This window comes from Methylobacterium sp. PvP105 (assembly GCF_017876975.1).
GTDB classification, from domain to species: domain Bacteria; phylum Pseudomonadota; class Alphaproteobacteria; order Rhizobiales; family Beijerinckiaceae; genus Methylobacterium; species Methylobacterium radiotolerans.
On record NZ_JAGIPA010000001.1, the window covers coordinates 3,986,586 to 4,004,358 of the forward strand.

The 17,773-nt window shown below is 71.2% G+C and carries 16 protein-coding genes; 7 read left to right on the forward strand and 9 right to left on the reverse strand.

Annotated elements, in window-relative coordinates; all coding sequences use genetic code 11:
• Window positions 1–86: 86 nt before the first annotated feature.
• The gene (locus tag J3A75_RS19675) at window positions 87–1,007 is read right to left on the reverse strand and encodes a metallophosphoesterase (protein WP_024829683.1); all 921 of its coding nucleotides are present in this window, start codon (window positions 1,005–1,007) and stop codon (window positions 87–89) included.
• Window positions 1,008–1,191: 184 nt separating this feature from the next.
• Here J3A75_RS19675 and hemC point away from each other — a divergent pair, with 184 nt between their 5' ends.
• Window positions 1,192–2,115: a hydroxymethylbilane synthase gene (gene hemC / locus J3A75_RS19680; RefSeq protein WP_053622164.1), complete on the forward strand. Its 924-nt coding sequence runs from the start codon at window positions 1,192–1,194 to the stop codon at window positions 2,113–2,115.
• A 10-nt stretch (window positions 2,116–2,125) separates the two neighbouring features.
• A complete protein-coding gene (locus J3A75_RS19685) occupies window positions 2,126–2,998 on the forward strand; it encodes a PhzF family phenazine biosynthesis protein (protein ID WP_209650695.1) in 873 nt (290 codons plus the stop codon).
• A gap of 145 nt (window positions 2,999–3,143) precedes the next feature.
• On the opposite strand, the gene J3A75_RS19690 is transcribed toward J3A75_RS19685, so the two are convergent.
• The 4 genes from J3A75_RS19690 to J3A75_RS19705 all read right to left on the reverse strand — a co-directional run bounded on the left by J3A75_RS19690 (window position 3,144) and on the right by J3A75_RS19705 (window position 7,560).
• Entirely contained in the window at window positions 3,144–3,404 is a 261-nt protein-coding gene (locus J3A75_RS19690) for a hypothetical protein (protein ID WP_209650967.1), read from the reverse strand.
• A 22-nt stretch (window positions 3,405–3,426) separates the two neighbouring features.
• The gene (locus J3A75_RS19695) at window positions 3,427–4,497 is read right to left on the reverse strand and encodes a phytoene/squalene synthase family protein (RefSeq protein ID WP_209650696.1); all 1,071 of its coding nucleotides are present in this window, start codon (window positions 4,495–4,497) and stop codon (window positions 3,427–3,429) included.
• The gene (locus tag J3A75_RS19700; RefSeq protein WP_070999735.1) at window positions 4,478–6,001 is read right to left on the reverse strand and encodes a phytoene desaturase; all 1,524 of its coding nucleotides are present in this window, start codon (window positions 5,999–6,001) and stop codon (window positions 4,478–4,480) included. Before J3A75_RS19700 ends, J3A75_RS19695 begins: the two co-directional genes overlap by 20 nt.
• A 74-nt stretch (window positions 6,002–6,075) precedes the next feature.
• Window positions 6,076–7,560: a hypothetical protein gene (locus J3A75_RS19705; RefSeq protein WP_245364411.1), complete on the reverse strand. Its 1,485-nt coding sequence runs from the start codon at window positions 7,558–7,560 to the stop codon at window positions 6,076–6,078.
• Window positions 7,561–7,880: 320 nt separating this feature from the next.
• On the opposite strand from J3A75_RS19705, the gene J3A75_RS19710 reads away from it, so the two are divergent.
• The 3 genes from J3A75_RS19710 (at window position 7,881) to J3A75_RS19720 (ending at window position 10,648) form a co-directional block, all read left to right on the forward strand.
• Window positions 7,881–8,852, forward strand: a complete 972-nt coding sequence (locus J3A75_RS19710; protein WP_116655615.1) for a GDP-L-fucose synthase family protein — start codon at window positions 7,881–7,883, stop codon at window positions 8,850–8,852.
• A 77-nt stretch (window positions 8,853–8,929) separates the two neighbouring features.
• Window positions 8,930–9,952 (forward strand): lipase, encoded by a 1,023-nt coding sequence (locus J3A75_RS19715; protein WP_063110850.1) that lies wholly within the window; start codon window positions 8,930–8,932, stop codon window positions 9,950–9,952.
• Between the two features lie 3 nt (window positions 9,953–9,955).
• Window positions 9,956–10,648, forward strand: a complete 693-nt coding sequence (locus J3A75_RS19720) for a GDSL-type esterase/lipase family protein (RefSeq protein ID WP_209650698.1) — start codon at window positions 9,956–9,958, stop codon at window positions 10,646–10,648.
• On the opposite strand, the gene ilvD is transcribed toward J3A75_RS19720, so the two are convergent.
• Window positions 10,649–12,478, reverse strand: coding sequence for a dihydroxy-acid dehydratase (gene ilvD, locus J3A75_RS19725; protein ID WP_012319801.1), 1,830 nt, complete (start codon window positions 12,476–12,478; stop codon window positions 10,649–10,651).
• A 127-nt stretch (window positions 12,479–12,605) separates the two neighbouring features.
• Here ilvD and ade point away from each other — a divergent pair, with 127 nt between their 5' ends.
• Together ade and J3A75_RS19735 are read left to right on the forward strand one after the other, a co-directional pair.
• On the forward strand, window positions 12,606–14,327 hold the full coding sequence (gene ade / locus J3A75_RS19730) for an adenine deaminase (RefSeq protein ID WP_070999738.1): 1,722 nt from the start codon (window positions 12,606–12,608) through the stop codon (window positions 14,325–14,327).
• An 86-nt stretch (window positions 14,328–14,413) separates the two neighbouring features.
• The gene (locus J3A75_RS19735) at window positions 14,414–14,839 is read left to right on the forward strand and encodes an organic hydroperoxide resistance protein (protein ID WP_053620953.1); all 426 of its coding nucleotides are present in this window, start codon (window positions 14,414–14,416) and stop codon (window positions 14,837–14,839) included.
• Window positions 14,840–14,993: 154 nt separating this feature from the next.
• On the opposite strand, the gene J3A75_RS19740 is transcribed toward J3A75_RS19735, so the two are convergent.
• From J3A75_RS19740 to J3A75_RS19750, 3 genes are read right to left on the reverse strand one after another with little or no spacing between them, the layout of a single operon-like run.
• Entirely contained in the window at window positions 14,994–15,827 is an 834-nt protein-coding gene (locus J3A75_RS19740) for a MaoC family dehydratase N-terminal domain-containing protein (RefSeq protein WP_070999742.1), read from the reverse strand.
• 1 nt (window position 15,828) lies between these two features.
• Entirely contained in the window at window positions 15,829–16,977 is a 1,149-nt protein-coding gene (locus J3A75_RS19745) for an acyl-CoA dehydrogenase family protein (RefSeq protein ID WP_012319805.1), read from the reverse strand.
• Between the two features lie 10 nt (window positions 16,978–16,987).
• Window positions 16,988–17,737 carry an SDR family oxidoreductase gene (locus J3A75_RS19750; protein WP_070999745.1) on the reverse strand — a complete coding sequence of 250 codons (750 nt, stop codon included), beginning with the start codon at window positions 17,735–17,737 and terminating at the stop codon, window positions 16,988–16,990.
• Window positions 17,738–17,773 lie beyond the last annotated feature (36 nt).

A 17,773-nucleotide genomic window follows, 5' to 3' on the forward strand; every position in this document is an offset into this window, starting at 1 on the left:
GGACACAGGAAAAGAATTTATTGCGCGCGACCGAGGTGTACTTCACTGATACATGGGTCAACAGTGAAGTTCGTTGCGCCCGCCGCTCAGCTGGCCGCCGCGGACGTGTCCGCCTTGCCGAGTTCGAGGAGAACGATCTCCGGCGGAACGCCCATCCGGACGGGGATGCGGCTCATCCCGAAGCCGCCCGAGACGATCATGTGGCGGCCGTCCTGGACGACGTGGCCGTAGGAATAGTCGTGCCCGCGCACCTTGCGGATGGCGGGCGCGTGGCCGAACAGGCGGACCTGGCCGCCGTGAGTGTGGCCGGCGAGGGTCAGCGACACGCGGTCGGGCACCGAGACGAAGATGTCGGGCTCGTGGGCCATCAGGATCACGGGCGCCGAGTCCGTGACCGCCTGCAAGGTTCGCGGCAGGTCCGCGAGGCTGAAGGTGCTCCAAGCGTTCAAGAACGGCTGCTGGTCGCCGAGCCCGGCCAGCCAGAACGGCCGCCCGTCCTTCACGAGGCGCACGGCCTGATTCTCCAGCACCGGAATGCCCTGCGCCTCCAGCAGGCGCCGGACCGCCGGCACGCCCCGGCCGGCCCGCTGGACCGCGTGGTCGTCCCACCAATCGTGGTTGCCGAGGATCGCGTGCGTGCCGAGGGGCGCCTTGAGCTCGGTCATCATCCGGGCGAACTGATCGAGCGGCAGCTTGCGCCACGCGATTCGCCCGGCCGGGTAGTCGCCGAGCAGCAGGACCAGATCCGGCTCGAGGGCGTTGGTGGCCGCGACGATCTCCGCCACCCGGTCGAACGGCATGTACGGCTCGCAGATGTGAAAATCCGCCAGCACCGCCACCCGCAGGCGCAGCGCCGGATCCCAGCGCGGCAGGGTCGGCGCGTAGGACGTCACCACCAGCCGGTGCAGCGGCTCGACGTCGAAGGCGTAGACGCCCGTCGCGGCGGTCAGGCCGGCCCCCACGCCGAGCCCGCCCAGGAACTGCCGTCGGCTCGGCATGATCAGCATCGCGATACGACCTGTTGACTCGATAACCCGCCGTGTCCCGCTAGGCGCGCAGTCCGGCGAAAGCGGGGCGGGACCGACTGAACGGCCGCGGGACCCTGGCCCGAAACCGGTTGACGGAATGTGGCCTGCCGCCGCGCTCGGTCTATAAGGCGGTGTCCCGTCCAGCGAAGTGATCCGGAACCAGATGTTGAACCGCCCCCTGCGCATCGGCACCCGCGGCTCTCCGATGGCGCTCGCGCAGACCGGGATGGTGCGTGACCGGATCGTGGCGGCCAATCCGGGCTTGGAGACCGAGCTGGTGGTCGTGACCACCGTGGCCGACAAGATCCTGGACCGGCCCCTGTCCGAGATCGGCGGCAAGGGCCTGTTCACCAAGGAGTTGGAGCAGGCCCTGTTCGCCGGCGAGGTCGACGTCGCCGTGCATTCCATGAAGGACGTGGAGACCTGGCTCCCCGACGGCCTCACCATCGCCTGCATCCTCGAGCGCGACGACCCGCGGGACGCGTTCCTGTCGCCGCACGCCGACGGTCTGGCGGGGCTGGCGCCGGGCGCGCGGGTCGGGACCTCGTCGCTCCGCCGCGGCGCGCAGGTGCTGATGCGGCGGCCCGATCTCCGAGTCGTGCCGCTGCGGGGCAACGCCAACACGCGGATGCGCAAGCTCGAGGCCAGCGAGTGCGACGCGACGCTCCTCGCCCTGGCGGGCCTGCAGCGTCTCGGCCTGGAAAGCATGGCGCGCAGCGTCCTCTCGGTCGAGGAGATGCTGCCGGCCGTGGCGCAGGGTGCCCTGGGGATCGAGTGTCGCGCGGACGACGCGGTGATCCGCGACCTCCTGGCGCCGATCGCGTGCGAGCGGACCACCGTCGCGGTCTCGGCCGAGCGGGCGCTGCTCGCGGAACTCGACGGGTCCTGCCGGACCCCCATCGCGGCCCTCGCGCAGATCGACGGGGATAGCCTGCGGATCGACGGGCTTCTGTTCCTGCCCGACGGCAGCCGCCACTGGGCCGCGTCCCGGCAGGGGCTCGTCGCGGAGGCAGAGCGCATCGGCCGCGAGGCGGGGGCCGCGCTCAAGGCGGCGGCCGGCGACACCTACACCCGCCACCTCCAGTGAGATCCGGCCGATGCCGCCCGTGACCCTGGTCGACGTCTTCACGCACGCGGGCGCGGGCGGCAATCCCTGCCCCGTCGTGACCGACGCGCGGGACCTCGACGCGTCCGTCATGCGCGACGTCGCGCGGCGCTACGGCCACGAATCGGGCTTCGCGCTGCCGGCGGAGGATGCCGCCCATGATCTGCGCCTGCGCTTCTTCGTGCCGAACCACGAGATGGAGATGTGTGCCCACGCCACCATCGGCGTCCTGTGGGTGCTCGCTCGCGAGGGGCGGATTCCGGAAGCGTCGGTCCGGATCGCGACCGGCAGCGGCTCCGTGACGGGGTTCGTGAGCTCGCGCGGCGCGGATCTCTGGAGCGTCGCGATCACGCAGCCGGTCGGCCGCGTGCGGCCGCTGACGGACGAGCAGAGCGCCGACGTCCAGGCGGCGCTCGGGTCCGGGCGCGATGCCCTCGCCGCGCGGCCGGTCCACAACGCCGTGACCTCGCGGGTCAAGACGCTCGTGCCGATGCGCGATGCGGCCGCACTCAACGCCCTGGCGCCCGCGAGCGACGCCGTCGAGGCCGCCTGCGCGCGGATCGGCTCGACCGGGCTGTATCCCTACGCCGTGCTCGACGGGCCGGCCCGGCTGTTCGAGGCGCGGCAATTCCCCCGCGCGTCCGGCTATCCCGAGGATGCCGCCACGGGCATCGCCGCCGCGGCCCTGGCCTTCGGGCTGCTGCAGGACGGCCTCATCGAGCCGGACGACCGTCCGATCCGGATCCTGCAGGGCCGGGCCATGCGCCGCCTGTCCGAAATCCGGGTGCGGCTCGGCTTCGCGGACGGGCGCCCGGTCGGGTGTCTGCTGGAGGGCGACGTCGCTCTCGACAGGTCCAGCCACTAGGACGGGGACGACCCGCGCCCGTCTCGGGAAGATCGGAGGGCTCGACGACGTAGCACATCGTCGACGTTCGCGAGGCGGCGACGCCGTCGGACGTGAGCCGGCGCGACATCATCAACGTCGAGGCGCCCTGGGCCTCGTGGAAGGCCTAATCCGCCCGTGCCTGGCGCGGTATCCGGCCGGAAAGGGCGAGATCGCGGTGGATGAGCGCGGCCGGATCGCGGGGAGGTTTGCGCCGAGCCGTCACACCTTGGAGGGGCCGGCGTCCGTCGCGGTCGCTTCGATCCGCTTCGCCGTCCAGATCGCGGCGGATGCTGGAGCGGACCGCGATTTGCTGCCAGACCCCGACGCCCAGCGCGGGGGCGAAGACGAGGCCGATATCGTGGGCGGCGAACGCTCCATCGCTCACCCGGGAGCCTCCGCCGCGCCGATCAGGACGATGCGGAGCGGCCGAACGCCTCGCGCTCGCGCATCCGCTCGATCAGGTCGAGGACGTGCACGACCCGGCCGCTGACGTCGTACCAGGGCCGCAGCGGCGTTCGCCCGCGCATCGGCAGGAACGGCTGCGCCGTTACCGCCTCGATCAGGAACGCCGTCTCGGGAAGCGGCGGCGCGCCGAGGCCGGCCGCGTCCGCGGGCGTGCGGAGCGCGCGGGCGATCAGCGCGAGCTTCCGCCCCGTCGTGACGCGGGCGCGGTGGCGAACCGAATCGTAGCCTTGCGCCGCCACGACCTTGCCGATCTCGGCATAGATCAGCCCCGCCGCCCGGATCGAGGGCCGGCAGCCGCTGGGCAGCACCGCGATCCCGGCCTCCGCGCGGGCGTAGAGGTTGTCCGCCTCGGCGAGGAGACGGGCCACGGTGCCGGCCAGCGCCGGGCTCGGCCGCGGATCGGCGAGGAAGGCGTCCGGATCGAGTCCGGCCTCCCGCATCCAGTCCAGCGGCAGGTAGAGGCGGCCCATCCGCGCGTCCTCGCCGACGTCGCGCGCGATGTTGGTGAGCTGCATCGCTGCGCCGAGATCGCAGGCGCGGGCGAGCGCGTCGGGATCGCGGGTTGCCATGATCAGGGCCATCATCGCCCCGACAGAGCCCGCCACCCGGGCGGCGTAAGCGTGGAGCGCCCCGAGATCGGCGTAGCGCCGGCCCTCGGCATCCCACGCGAAGCCTTCGATCAGCGCGCGCGGAAGCGCCTCCGGGATCGCGTGGGCCGTGACGATCTCCGCGAAGGCGCGGTCAGCCGGGGCGTCGGCGGGGCGGCCGGCATAGGCTTGGCCGATCCTGCTCTCGAGCCGCGCCACGGCGCTGCGCCTCTCGGCCGGGCTCGCCGCATCGTCGACGAGGTCGTCCGACAGCCGGCAGAAGGCGTAGAGGCCGTAGGCCGCCTCGCGCATATCCGCCGGCAGCAATCGGCCGGCCGCGAAGAAGCTCTTCGAGCCGGCCCGGATCGCCATCCGGCAGGCGGTCCGGTCGGCTGCGGCGGCGAATTCAGGCGGTAACGCGGGCATCGGGGACCACGCTGTCGAGGATGCGGGCGGAGGAGAGCACCCCGGGGAGGCCCGCACCCGGATGCGTGCCGGCCCCGACGAGGTAGAGATTGCGGACCGCGCTCGACCGGTTGTGCGGACGGAACCAGGCCGATTGCGTCAGCACCGGCTCCAGGCCGAAGCCCGATCCGCGGTAGCTCAGGAAGTCGTCCTGGAAATCCAGCGGCGTCGTCACCTTCGAGGTCACGATGGCCTCCGACAGGCCGGGCATCACGCTCGCCTCCAGCATCGCGGCGATCCGGCGCCGATACGGTTCGGCGAGGGTCTGCCAATCCTGGCCGCCGGCGAGGTTGGGAACCGGGGCCAGCACGTAGAAGGCGTCGCATCCCGGCGGGGCGAGGCTCGGATCGGTCGCGGTCGGCCGGTGCAGGTACAGGCTCGCATCCTCGGCCAGCACCTTGCGATCGAAGATGTCCGCGAGCAGGCCGCGGTATCGCGGCCCGAGCAGGATCGTGTGGTGATCCACCTCCGGGTAGCGCCGCGCGGTGCCGAAGTACCAGACGAACAGCCCCATCGACGAGCGGGCGCGCTGGAACCGCCCCGGGCTCCATCGCTGCGCCTCCGGCAGCAGACGCGCGTGCGTCACGGCCGAGTCGGCGTTGGACACCACGACGTCGGCGGCGATCGTCTCGCCGCTCGTCAGGTCCACGCCCGTCGCCGCCCCCTCCTCCACCCGGATGCGCGCGACCTCGACGCCGAGGCGCAGGCGACCGCCCTGCGACCGGATCAGCCGCACCAGACCGTCGACCAGCTGGCCGGTTCCGCCCATCGCGAAGTGGACGCCCCAGCGCCGCTCGAGGTCGGCGATCAGGCAGTAGATGGCGCTGGCCCGGAACGGGTTTCCCCCGATCAGGAGCGGATGGAAGCTGAACACCGTCCGCAGCCGCTCGTCGCGGATGAAACGCGCCACCACGTCGTGCACCGAGCGGTGGCCCGAGAGGCGCAGCAGGTCCGGCGCGATCTTCAGCATCGCGCCGACGCTGCCGAAGGGCACGTGACCGAGCTGCTCGAACCCGATCCGGCACACGGCGCGGCTGTGTGCCATGAAGCGCTCGTAGCCCGCGACATCGTCGGGCGCGAAGCGTGCCACCTCGGCGCGCATCCGGTCCACGTCGCCGCTGTAGGCGAAGGACGTCCCGTCGGCGAAGCGGATCCGGTAGAACGGATCCATCGGCACTAGCGTCACGTCGTCGGCGAGCCTGCGACCGGCGAGCTGCCAGAGTTCCTCGAACAGCTGCGGCGCGGTGACGATGGTCGGACCGGCGTCGAAGGTGAAGCCGTCCTGCCGGTGGACGCGGGCGCGTCCCCCCGGCTGCACGAGGCGCTCGAGCACGGTCACGCGGTAGCCGCGGGCGCCCAGCCGGACCGCCGCGGCGAGACCGCCGAAGCCCGAGCCGACCATGACGGCGTGCGGGCGCCGATCGATCTCTTGCGCAACCCGGTGGTCGACCGCGAGTGTCAGCATCGGTTGACACTATCGCGGTCCTTTCCCGGCGCGCAAGGCCGGAAACGTGCGCGACCTATCTCTGCGCAGACCGTTCAGAACTCGCCCGCGAGACCGGCGCGAACGCCGACAGCGTTGTCGCCGCCGTAGGCCACGCCCGCGGTCACGGCGATCGGGACGCAGCAGGTCGGCAACCGGTGCGCCACCGCGAGGCCACCGGCCCATTCGCCCCGGTAGGTCGCGCCGTTGGTGGCCCATGTCGTCTTGCCGGGCGCCGACGGCATGGGTGCGGTCGCCATCGCGATCGCCATGGCGACGCCCTGCCGGGCCTCCTTGCGGGTCTGGATCGCGTAGCGCTGGACCGAGTCGGTCTTGGCTTCCAGGTTGTTGACCTGCGCCTGCACCGAGTCGATCCGGTTGCCGAGGCCGGCGATCGTCGAGGGTCCGTAGGCCGAGGCCGCGAGGTTGCCGTTCGCGTCCGTGGTCACGAAGGCCGTCGCTCCGCTCTGCGCAGCGGCGCTCGCCTGCGAGGCAATGCCGGCCAGCCTGTAGGTGTTGGCGGAATTGCCGATCGCCACTTGATTGGCCTGGGTCGTCTTCACGTTGGCGCCGATGGCGATCGTGTTGGCCTGATTGGCGGCCGCCCCGTTGCCGAGCGCCACGCTGTTGTTGCCGGCCGCCGAGGCGGCCGCACCGACGGCGGTCGAGCCGGTTCCGGTCGCGCCGGCGACGAAGCCCAGGGCGGTGCTCCCGGCCCCGGACGCCGCGGACGCCGTGCCGATCGCCGTTCCGCCGAGCCCCTGGGCGCTCGCCGCGTAGCCGAGGGCGACGCTGCCGGTGTTGGCCGCGCTGGCGCCCGTGCCGACGGCGGTCGAGGCGGTCCCGGCCGCGCTCGAGCCGTAGCCCACGGCCAGCGCGTCGCTGCCGACGGCGATCGGCGCGGCCTGGTTGCTGGTGTTGTTGGCGGCGACGCCCGTGACGCTGGTGAGCTGCGAGAGCCTCAGCTCGTTGATGACAGTCTGACCTTGGGACTGCGTCACGTTGCCGGTGATGATGTAGATGCCCTGATTGGAGCCGCCTCCGGTTCCCCCACCACCGGTTCCGCCTCCGCCAGTCCCACCACCGCCTCCGGGAGTCGCACCACCGCCGCCGCAGGTGCCGCAGCCTCCGGTCCCGGTCCCGCCCGCGGTTCCCAGAGTGAGCCCGGTGCCGAGCAGCCCATCTCCCGGACCGGTCGTGCCGACGAGCACGCCGGTCCCGAGCACGCCCCCGCCGGTGGTCCCGACGTTGAGCCCCGTTCCGAGTACTCCGCTTCCGGGAGCGGTGGTGCCCACCGTCACGCCGGTGCCGAGAACACTGCCGCCGGTCGTGGTCCCGACATTGAGGCCAGTCCCGAGGACCCCGCTACCGGGGCTGCTCGTGCCGACGGTCAGCCCGGTGCCGAGGATGCCATTCGTGGTTGTATCGAGCGTGCCGCGGAGGAGCTGTGCCCGGGCGGGCGTCGCCAGGGCGGTGCAGAGGAGGAGGCCGGTTGCGATCGGGATCGCGCGGGCGGCGCCCGGACGGATGGCAGAGAGCATCGCAGTCCGCGGCACAGCCGGGACGACGGTCAAGGGACGCATCTGGAACTCCATTGCTGCGCGGCCGGGGGCGTTTCCGAACCGGCCCTGCCATCCGCTGGTCGGTGAGCAGGTACGAGATGCAGCTTCTGGTAGAATGATTAACGCTAACTTTCGGTTGTATTTGGATCCGTCGTTTCGCGTACAGTGACGCTGTCCGCGAGCGCCCGCGCGGGCGCCGCGGCCCGCCTCAGAAAACGCGTGTTTGCGCGGCGATATCGCGCCGCAAAGGGGCTATAGGGGCTTGGAATTCCGAGCTTTCGGCAGGGAACGGTTGCGTGATGGACGGTCGAGGTCAGACCATTTTCGTGGCGGGCCATCGGGGGATGGTGGGCTCGGCGATCGTGCGTCGCCTGCGTGAGCTCGGTCACGAGCGGATCCTCACGGCCGACCGCCGGACCCTCGACCTCCTGGATCAGGCGGCGGTCCGGCGCTTCTTCGCCGAGAACCGCATCGATCAGGTCTACCTCGCCGCCGCCCGCGTCGGCGGCATCCACGCCAACAACACCTACCCGGCCGAGTTCATCCACGAGAACCTGCTGATCCAGTCGAACCTGATCGACGCCGCGCACACGCACGATGTCGACCGGCTGCTGTTCCTCGGCTCGTCCTGCATCTACCCGAAGCTCGCCCCGCAGCCGATGCGCGAGGACGCCCTGCTCACCGGGCTGCTCGAGCCGACCAACGAACCCTACGCGATCGCCAAGATCGCGGGGATCAAGATGTGCGAGAGCTACAATCGCCAGTACGGGCGCCGCTATCGCAGCGTCATGCCGACCAACCTCTACGGGCCGAACGACAACTTCCATCCCGAGAACGCCCACGTGCTGCCGGCGCTGATGCGCCGCTTCCACGAGGCGAAGCAGGAGGGTCTGGCGAAGGTCACGGTCTGGGGCACCGGCCGCGCCATGCGCGAGTTCCTGCACGTCGACGACATGGCGCGGGCCAGCGTCTACGTGATGGAGATGGACGACGCGGTCTACGCCGCGAACACCCGCCCCGACCTGTCGCACATCAACGTCGGGACCGGCGAGGATTGCACCATCCGTCAGCTCGCCGAGGCGCTCGCGCGGGTGATCGGCTACGCGGGCGAACTGGCGTTCGACGCGACCAAGCCGGACGGCACGCCGCGCAAGCTGATGGACGTGTCGCGGCTGCGGGCGATGGGCTGGCAACCGGAGATCGCCCTCGAGGACGGCCTGCGCCAGACCTACGGCTGGTTCCTGGAGAACCACGCGACCCTGCGGAGCTGAGCGGGCCCTCCGCCCCGCCGCTCGGTTCACCGATGATCGCACAGCCACCGGGTCCCCGCCCGGGGAGGAGACGGACCATGGCCCACCGGCCGCCCGACGACAGCGCGGACGCGCGACGGCGGAAGTTCCTGCAGAGCTTCCAGAACTTCGACGCCAACAGCCGGTTTCCCGCACCCTACGCGCATTTCGCCGGCAAGCCGCTGACGGAGGCGTCCGGTCAGGGATGGCGCTACGACGCCCTCGGGTACCGCAACGACGCGCACGCGGACGCGCGGCCGCCCTCCGAGACGCTGCGGGTCTTCGTGGTCGGCGACAGCACCCTGATCGACGGCCAGGTCTTCGCCGACACCGTGCCCGGGCGGCTGGAGACCGGGCTGAACCAGGCGCACGGGCCGGGCGCGCGGGTGTACAATTTCGGCGCGGTCTCGGCCTGCCTGAACCAGATGATCGCCCTGATCACGACGCGGCTGATGGACCTGCAGCCCGACGTCATCCTGATCGTCGGCGGCGCGACCGACATCTTCCAGCCCTGGAGCTTCGATCCGCGGGCAGGCGTCCCATACAATCACTTCGCGAACGAGAGCCTGTACGATTACTTCTTCGATCCGAGGAAGTCCGCCGACGACGCGGGGGCCCTGTCGTATGACGGCCTGCAGGCGATGATCTTCAACCGCCTCGAGAACCTGCGCGCGCTGACGAACTGGCAGTCCGACATCTGGGAATGGGAGGTGGTGCGGCAGTTCGAGCTGGCGCTGAAGCGCCTCGCGCGGCTCGCGCCGGGGATCGGCGCACCCGTGCGGTTTCTCCTGCAGCCGACGGTCGTCCGCAAGGAGACGCACGCGGCCGCGGAGGCCGGCGTCGCGTCCGGCGCGTTCCTCGCCTATCTCGACCGCCAGTACGAGCGCTTCGAGAGCGTCCTCGGGCGACTGGACGCGGCCGATCGGGTCTTCGCGGCGCGGGATCTGAGCCGGCTGTTCGAGGCCGAGACCCGTCCCCTGTTCACCGACATCGTCCACGTGACCTCGGAGGGGCGCCAGATGATGGCGGACCGCCTCCAGGCGGAGGTGATCGAGACAATCGGCATGGCGACGCCTGCCTGAGCCATGGCCGGACCGATCGTCTTCGTCGGGGACTCGATCACGGAGCTCTGGGGCTTCCATCGAGCCGGCACCTTCGAGGCTTACGACCTCATCCCCTGCGGTGGCTCCGGCCAGACGGCGCGCTGGATCACCATGCGGTTCGCCCGCGACCTCGCGGAGACCGAAGCCTGGGGCGTGCATCTCCTGTGCGGTGTCAACGATATCGGCCGCAACGAGGGCGTCTTCGTCCCGGTCGAGGAGATCTGCCGGACGCTCGCCGGCATGCTCGACGAGGCCCGCGCCCTGGGCGTGAAGGCCTGGATCGGCTCGCTGACGCCGGTGGACGGGATCCCGTGGAACCCGGAGGTGCGGGACGCACCCGCCATGATCGCGGCGGTCAACGCGTGGCTCCGCGACCATGCCCACGAGCATGGCGCGACGTTCATCGACTATCACGCCGTGCTGGCGACGGAGACCGGTGGGCTCCGGCCCGACTACGGGACGGACGGGCTTCACCTGAGCCCGGCGGGCTACGCGGCGATCGAGCCGCTGATGCTCCGAGCCCTGGGGCGGATCCCGGATGCCGGGCCCGTCCTGCCCGCGAGAGAACCGCCCGCCGAGACGACAGGGTCCCTTCGCGCGCGCCTCACCGGCCTCGCGGTGGCAGCGGCGGCGCTGCTGGCCGCCATCACCGCCCTGGTTCTCGAACTCCGCTGATCAGACCCGGCGAACCGCGCCGTGCGCCGCGCTCGTCGTGAGCAGAGCGTAGGCGCGCAGCGCCGCGCTGACCTTGCGCTTGCGCGGCTTCGCCGGCTGCCAGCCCGCAGCCTCCTGGGCGCTGCGCCGCTGATCCAGTTCTGCCTGGTCGACCTCGAGCTGGATTCGCCGGTTCGGGATGTCGATGGCGATCCGGTCGCCGTCGCGCACGAGGCCGATCAGGCCGCCCTCGGCGGCCTCCGGCGAGACGTGCCCGATGGAGAGGCCCGACGACCCGCCGGAGAACCGCCCGTCGGTGACGAGGGCGCAGGCCTTCCCGAGCCCCTTCGATTTCAGGTAGCTCGTCGGGTAGAGCATCTCCTGCATGCCGGGACCGCCGCGGGGACCCTCGTAGCGGATCAGCACGACCTCGCCCGCCGTCACCTTGCCGTTGAGGATGCCGTCGACGGCCGCGTCCTGGCTCTCGAACACGCGGGCGGTGCCCGTGAAGGTCAGAATCGAGGCGTCGACGCCCGCGGTCTTCACGATACAGCCCTGCTCGGCGAGGTTGCCGTAGAGCACGGCGAGGCCGCCATCCTGCGAATAGGCGTGTGCCGCGTCGCGGATGACGCCGCCCTCGCGGTCGAGATCGAGCGCGTCGAACCGGGATTCCTGACTGAACGCCACCTGGGTCGGCACGCCGCCCGGCGCCGCTTGGTAGAAGGTCTTCACCGAGGCGGCCGGTTCGCCGCGCACGTCCCAGCGGGCGAGCGCGGCGCCGAGCGTCCCGGCCGAGACGTTGCCGACGCTGGTGTCGATCAGGCCGGCCCGGTCGAGCTCGCCCAGGATGCCCATGATCCCGCCGGCGCGATGCACGTCCTCCATGTGGACGTTGGCCACTGCCGGGGCGACCTTGCACAGCACCGGCACACGCCGCGACAGCCGGTCGATGTCCGCCATGGTGAAGGGCACCTCGCCCTCGTGGGCGGCGGCCAGCAGGTGCAGCACCGTGTTGGTCGACCCGCCCATGGCGATGTCGAGGGTCATGGCGTTCTCGAACGCCCGGAAGCTCGCGACCGCGCGCGGCAGCACGCCGGCGTCGTCCTGCTCGTAGTGGCGGCGGGCCAGATCGACGATCAGGTGGCCGGCCTCGACGAAGAGGCGCTTGCGGTCGGCGTGGGTGGCGAGCACCGAGCCGTTGCCCGGCAGCGCCAGCCCGAGGGCCTCGGTGAGGCAGTTCATCGAGTTCGCCGTGAACATGCCCGAGCAGGAGCCGCAGGTCGGGCAGGCGGAGCGCTCGATGACGGCGACGTCCTCGTCGGAGATCCGGTCGTCGGCGGCGGCGATCATCGCGTCGACGAGGTCGACCTTCTTGGCGATGCCCGGCAGCTGGACCTTGCCGGCCTCCATCGGGCCGCCGGAGACGAACACGGTCGGGATGTTGAGGCGCAAAGTCGCCATCAGCATGCCGGGGGTGATCTTGTCGCAGTTCGAGATGCACACCATCGCGTCGGCGCAGTGCGCGTTGACCATGTACTCGACGGAATCGGCGATCAATTCGCGGGACGGCAGCGAGTACAGCATCCCGTCGTGGCCCATCGCGATGCCGTCATCGACCGCGATGGTGTTGAACTCCTTGGCGACGCCGCCGGCCGCCTCGATCTCCCGCGCGACGAGCTGGCCGAGATCCTTGAGGTGGACGTGGCCCGGCACGAACTGCGTGAAGGAGTTCACCACGGCGATGATCGGCTTGCCGAAGTCCGAGTCCTTCATGCCGGTGGCGCGCCAGAGGCCGCGGGCGCCGGCCATGTTGCGGCCGTGGGTGGTGGTGCGTGAGCGATAGGCGGGCATCGAGAGCTTCGACCAGTTCAAAGGTGAGCGGCTTCTGCGCCCGCGCCCGCGCATCCGCAAGCGTCGCGGAGGGGCTGGCACCCGTGGCATGCTTCTGGCGGATGGCAGGGCGGAGGGGCGACTCGCGATGACACAGGTGGATTTCCTCCGGCGGGCCATCGCGCAGGGTCAGGGCCGCGTCGACGCCGACCTCGTCCTGAAGGGCGGCCGCTTCCTCGACCTCGTCACGGGCGACCTCGTCGCCTCCGACATCGCGATCTGCGGCGACCGGATCGTCGGGACCTTCGGGCAGTACCGCGGCGCCCGGGAGATCGACGTGTCCGGCAAGGTCGTGGTGCCGGGCTTCATCGACACCCATTTCCACGTCGAATCGTCGCTGATGCCGCCGCAGGAATATGAGCGGTGCGTCCTGCCGCACGGCGTCACCACCGGGATCTGCGACCCGCACGAGATGGCCAACGTGCTCGGCACCGACGCCTTCACGTGGTTCCTGAGATCCGCCGAGACCCTGGCGATGGACCTGCGCGTGCAGCTCTCCTCCTGCGTCCCCGCCACCGACCATCTGGAGACCTCCGGCGCCCGGATCGAGGCGCAGGATCTCGCCCCCTTCGCGGCCCATCCGAGGGTGATCGGCCTCGCCGAGTTCATGAACTTCCCGGGCGTGCTGGCGGCGGATCCGGGCGTGCTGGACAAGCTCGCCGCCTTCCAAGGGCGGCACATCGACGGGCACGCGCCGCTCCTGCGCGGCCTCGGGCTCAACGGCTACATCGCCGCCGGCATCCGCACCGAGCACGAGGCAACCTCGCCCGAGGAGGCCCGCGAGAAGCTCTCGAAGGGCATGACCGTGCTGATCCGGGAGGGCTCGGTCTGCAAGGACCTGCACGCCCTCGCGCCGATCCTGACCGAGCGGACGGCGCCGTTCCTGGCCTTCTGCACCGATGACCGGAATCCCCTCGACATCGCCGAGGAGGGCCATCTCGACTTCGTCGTCCGCACGGCCATCGCCCTCGGCGTGCCGCCGCTGGCCGCCTACCGCGCGGCGTCCTGGTCGGCGGCCCGCGCCTTCGGGCTGCACGACCGGGGCCTCGTCGCGCCCGGCCAGCGCGCCGATCTCGTGGTCCTCGACGATCTCGCCGCCTGCGCGGTGTCGCGGGTGCTCAGCGCGGGGCGCCCGGTCGACGCAGCGCTCTTCGACGCGCGCGCGCCGGTCGAGCCAATCGGTCGCCGGAGCGTGCGGGCGCGGCGCGTGACGGCGGCGGACTTTGCCGCGCCGGGCTCCGGTCCGTCGACGCCGGTGATCGGGGTGGTGCCCGGCAAGATCATCACTCTGCGCCACGACCTCACCTTGCCCTATTCCGGCGGCGAGCGCCGGATCGACCTGGGTCAGGACGTCATCAAGGTCGCCGTCGTCGAGCGCCACGGCCGCACGGCACCGGGCGGGCGCGGCATCGGCGTCGCGTTCGTCAAAGGATTCGGCCTCCGGCGCGGGGCCATCGCCTCGTCGGTCGGGCACGACAGCCACAACATCACGGTGGTCGGGGCGGACGATGCCGACATGGCCGTGGCGGTGAACCGGCTCGGAGAGATCGAGGGCGGCTTCGTGGTGGTCGAGGGCGGCCGCGTGCTGGCCGAGATCGCGCTGCCGGTGGCCGGCCTGATGAGCCTGATGCCGTTCGAAACCATCCGGCGATCCCTCGTAACCCTGCGCGACGCGGCGCGAAGCCTCGATGTCGTCCTCCCCGAGCCCTTCCTGCAGGTCGCGTTCCTGCCCCTGCCCGTCATTCCTCACCTCAAGATCACCGACCGGGGTCTCGTGGATGTCGACCGCTTCGCGCTGATCGACCCTTGAAATTAGATTGCGCGCAATCTAACTGGGCTGTGCGGAAGCGAGTCGGCACCTACATGCCGGCGGCATCCCCCAAACCGGAGAGTCCCATGCCCGTAGACGTGAAGTACCGCACCTCCGCCACTGCCACCGGCGGCCGCGACGGCGCCGCTCGGACGGCCGACGGCAGCTTCGAGGTCAAGCTCTCGACCCCGAAGGAGCTCGGCGGCGCGGGCGGTCCGGGCGCGAATCCGGAGCAGCTCTTCGCGTCCGGCTACTCGGCCTGCTTCCTGGGCGCCATGAAGGCCGTCGCGCCGTCGCTGCAGCTGAAGGTCCCGGCCGACACCAGCGTCACCGCAGAAGTCGGCATCGGCCCGCGCTCCGAGGGCGGCTTCGGCATCACCGCCGACCTGACGATCAGCCTGCCGGGCCTCGACCGCGCCGACGCGCAGAAGCTCGTCGACGCCGCTCACCAGGTCTGCCCGTACTCCAACGCGACCCGCGGCAACGTCAACGTCGGTCTGAAGCTGGCCTGAGCCCGCTCGGCGCGGGCCGCGCGTCCGCGCGGCCCGCGCCCCACTCGGCCCGTCGACGCATCCGCGGGCCGATGCGACGCCGCCGGCCACGCGCGGCGCGCCGACGGCACTGATCCCCGGCTGATCCCAGGCGCGGACCGAGCGGTCCGGCCTCTCACGCGTCGCCCCGGGCCCGCATGCAGACATGGCCCGCCGCGTCGAGCGTCACGCCCTCGAACACCGTCCCGCAGACTCGCCCGCAGACCCGGAAGATTTGGTTGGCGGTCATCGGCGACACCCCGCGATACACGAATTTCCGCGGCCCGTGTCCCAGGAGCGTCGCGGCGAGGTTCATCAGCAGCGTGGCCTGCATCGGGCCGTGAACGACGAGGTCGGCGTAGCCCTCCACCCGCGTCGCGTAGGGCTGATCGTAGTGGAAGCGGTGGCCGTTGAAAGTCATCGCCGAGTAGCGGAACAGCAGCGTCGGCGTCGCCGATACGTCCCAGATCGCCGCGTATGCTTCGGGATCGTCGCGCTCGGGCGCAGCACTTGTTCCGGTCTGCGCACCCGCCGCCTCGCGGTAGACGATGTCCTGCCGCTCGCGGATCGCGACGCCCCGTCCTGTCGCCACCGTGTGGTCGACGGTGACGAAGCACAGGCTCCCGCTCCGACCGCTCTTGAAGGCGACGTCCCGCACGGTCTCGGTGCGCGTCACCGCGTCCCCCGCGCGCAGGCCCGAGCCCGTCTCGATCTCGCCCCCCGCCCACATCCGCCGGGGCAGCGGCACGGGCGGCAGGAAGCCGCCCTTGGCGGCGTGGCCGTCCGGACCGAGGGCATCGGCCGGTGGCGTCTCGGGCGCGAGGCACCAGTGCAGCGCCGGTGGCGCGATCCCGTCGGAGACCGGCGCCAGGTGAGGCGCGAAGGTCGCGCGGAACTCCGCGAGGAGGCGCGGGGTGACGAGGTCGGACGCCTCTCGCGTCCGGCCGATCCAGGCAGTGAGATCGGTCATCTCAGTACGACCGCGGCAGGCCGAGGACGTGCTCGGACAGGTAGGCGAGGATCAGGTTCGTGGAGATCGGGGCGACCTGATAGAGGCGCGTCTCGCGGAACTTGCGCTCCACGTCGTACTCCTCGGCGAATCCGAAGCCGCCATGGGTCTGGATGCAGGCGTTGGCCGCCTCGAAGGAGGCGTCGGCGGCGAGCATCTTGGCCATGTTAGCCTCGGCCCCGGGATTGGCGCCGCCCTCGTAGAGGGTCAGCGCCTCGCGGACCATGAGTTCGGCCGCGCGCATGTTCGCGTAGGCCTTCGCGATCGGGAACTGCACACCCTGGTTGGCGCCGATCGGCCGGCCGAACACGGACCGCTCTCCGGCATAGGCGCGGGCCCTGTCGATGAACCACTTGGCGTCGCCGACGCACTCGGCGGCGATCAGGATCCGCTCGGCATTCATGCCGGACAGGATGTAGCGGAAGCCCCTGCCCTCCTCGCCGATGAGGTTCTGCGCCGGCACCCGGAGATTGTCGAAGAAGACCTCGGTGGTGGCGTGGTTCATCATGGTGCGGATCGGCCGGATCGTGAGGCCGTTGCCCTTCGCCGCGCGCATGTCGACGAGGAGCACCGACAGCCCGTCCGTGCGCTTCATGCCCTCGGCCTTCGGCGTGGTGCGGGCGAGGAGCAGCATCAGGTCCGAGTGCTCGGCGCGGCTGGTCCAGATCTTCTGGCCGTTGACGACGTAGTGGTCGCCCTCCAGGCGCGCCGTCGTCTTCAGGCTGCCGGTGTCGGTGCCGGAGGTCGGCTCGGTCACGCCGAAGGCCTGGAGCCGCAGGCGGCCCTCCGCGATGGCCGGCAGGTACTCGGCCTTCTGCGCCTCCGAGCCGTGCCGAAGCAGCGTCCCCATCGTGTACATCTGAGCGTGGCAGGCGCCGCCGTTGCAACCCGCCCGCTGCACCTCCTCGAGGATCGCGGCGGCGGCCGAGAGCGGCAGGCCGGAGCCGCCGTACGCCTCGGGGATCAGCACCGACAGGTAGCCGCTCTCGGTCAGCGCGTTCACGAACGCGGTCGGGTAGGCCATCTCACGGTCGAGGGCCCGCCAGTACGGTCCCGGGAAGCCGGCGCAGAGCTTGGCGACCGCCTCGCGGATCTCGGTATAGGATTCCATCGGGAACTCCTCAGGCCGTGCGACCGCCGTCGACCGGCAGATCGACGCCGGTGATGAACGCCGCCTCGTCGGAGGCGAGGAACAGGGCCGCCGCCGCGATGTCGCTCGCCTCCGACAGGCGCCCGAGCGGGATCGTGGCGATGAAGCGGTCGCGATTCTCGGGCGTGTCGAGGACGCCCATGAAGTGCTCGAGGAGCCCCGTGGCGCCCATGACCGGGCAGAGGGCGTTCACCCGGATCTTCCAGGGCGCCAGTTCCAGGGCGAGGGATTTCGAGGCGAGGCTCGCCGCCCCCTTGGAGGCGTTGTACCACGTCAGCCCCGGGCGCGGCCGCAGCGCCGCCGTCGAGCTGACATTCAGGATCGCGCCGCCGCCGGCGTCGCGCATCAGCGGGGCGACTTCCCGGACGTAGTGGAAGATCGACTTCACGTTGACCCGGAAGACCCGGTCGAAGTCCTCCTCGGTCACCTCCATCAGCGGCTTGTTGCGATGGGTGGTGCCGGCGTTGTTGACGAGAACGTTCGGCACGCCGAAGCGCTGCCGCGTCTCGGCGACGCTGGCGGCGACGTCGGCGGCCAAGCCGACATCGGCGGCGATCGCGATGGCATTGTCGCCGAGTGCCGCGGCGACACGCTCGGCCGCCGCGCCGTCGATGTCGACGCAGGCGACCTTGGCGCCCTCCGCGGCGAAGCGCTGGGCGATCCCGGCACCGAAGCCGCTGCCAGCCCCCGTCACGAGCGCGATCTTGCCGTCCAGTCTCATCGTCTCCTCCCGCCGTTCATGTTCTGCCGTCGTATC

What these genes read in the sequence shown, in the direction of transcription:
- J3A75_RS19675 (WP_024829683.1), bottom strand. Translation starts at nt 1,007, where the DNA reads ATGCTGATCATGCCGAGCCGACGGCAGTTCCTGGGCGGGCTCGGCGTG.
- hemC (WP_053622164.1), top strand. Translation starts at nt 1,192, where the DNA reads ATGTTGAACCGCCCCCTGCGCATCGGCACCCGCGGCTCTCCGATGGCG.
- J3A75_RS19685 (WP_209650695.1), top strand. Translation starts at nt 2,126, where the DNA reads ATGCCGCCCGTGACCCTGGTCGACGTCTTCACGCACGCGGGCGCGGGC.
- J3A75_RS19695 (WP_209650696.1), bottom strand. Translation starts at nt 4,497, where the DNA reads ATGCCCGCGTTACCGCCTGAATTCGCCGCCGCAGCCGACCGGACCGCC.
- J3A75_RS19700 (WP_070999735.1), bottom strand. Translation starts at nt 6,001, where the DNA reads ATGCTGACACTCGCGGTCGACCACCGGGTTGCGCAAGAGATCGATCGG.
- J3A75_RS19705 (WP_245364411.1), bottom strand. Translation starts at nt 7,560, where the DNA reads ATGCTCTCTGCCATCCGTCCGGGCGCCGCCCGCGCGATCCCGATCGCA.
- J3A75_RS19710 (WP_116655615.1), top strand. Translation starts at nt 7,881, where the DNA reads ATGGACGGTCGAGGTCAGACCATTTTCGTGGCGGGCCATCGGGGGATG.
- J3A75_RS19715 (WP_063110850.1), top strand. Translation starts at nt 8,930, where the DNA reads ATGGCCCACCGGCCGCCCGACGACAGCGCGGACGCGCGACGGCGGAAG.
- J3A75_RS19720 (WP_209650698.1), top strand. Translation starts at nt 9,956, where the DNA reads ATGGCCGGACCGATCGTCTTCGTCGGGGACTCGATCACGGAGCTCTGG.
- ilvD (WP_012319801.1), bottom strand. Translation starts at nt 12,478, where the DNA reads ATGCCCGCCTATCGCTCACGCACCACCACCCACGGCCGCAACATGGCC.
- ade (WP_070999738.1), top strand. Translation starts at nt 12,606, where the DNA reads ATGACACAGGTGGATTTCCTCCGGCGGGCCATCGCGCAGGGTCAGGGC.
- J3A75_RS19735 (WP_053620953.1), top strand. Translation starts at nt 14,414, where the DNA reads ATGCCCGTAGACGTGAAGTACCGCACCTCCGCCACTGCCACCGGCGGC.
- J3A75_RS19740 (WP_070999742.1), bottom strand. Translation starts at nt 15,827, where the DNA reads ATGACCGATCTCACTGCCTGGATCGGCCGGACGCGAGAGGCGTCCGAC.
- J3A75_RS19745 (WP_012319805.1), bottom strand. Translation starts at nt 16,977, where the DNA reads ATGGAATCCTATACCGAGATCCGCGAGGCGGTCGCCAAGCTCTGCGCC.
- J3A75_RS19750 (WP_070999745.1), bottom strand. Translation starts at nt 17,737, where the DNA reads ATGAGACTGGACGGCAAGATCGCGCTCGTGACGGGGGCTGGCAGCGGC.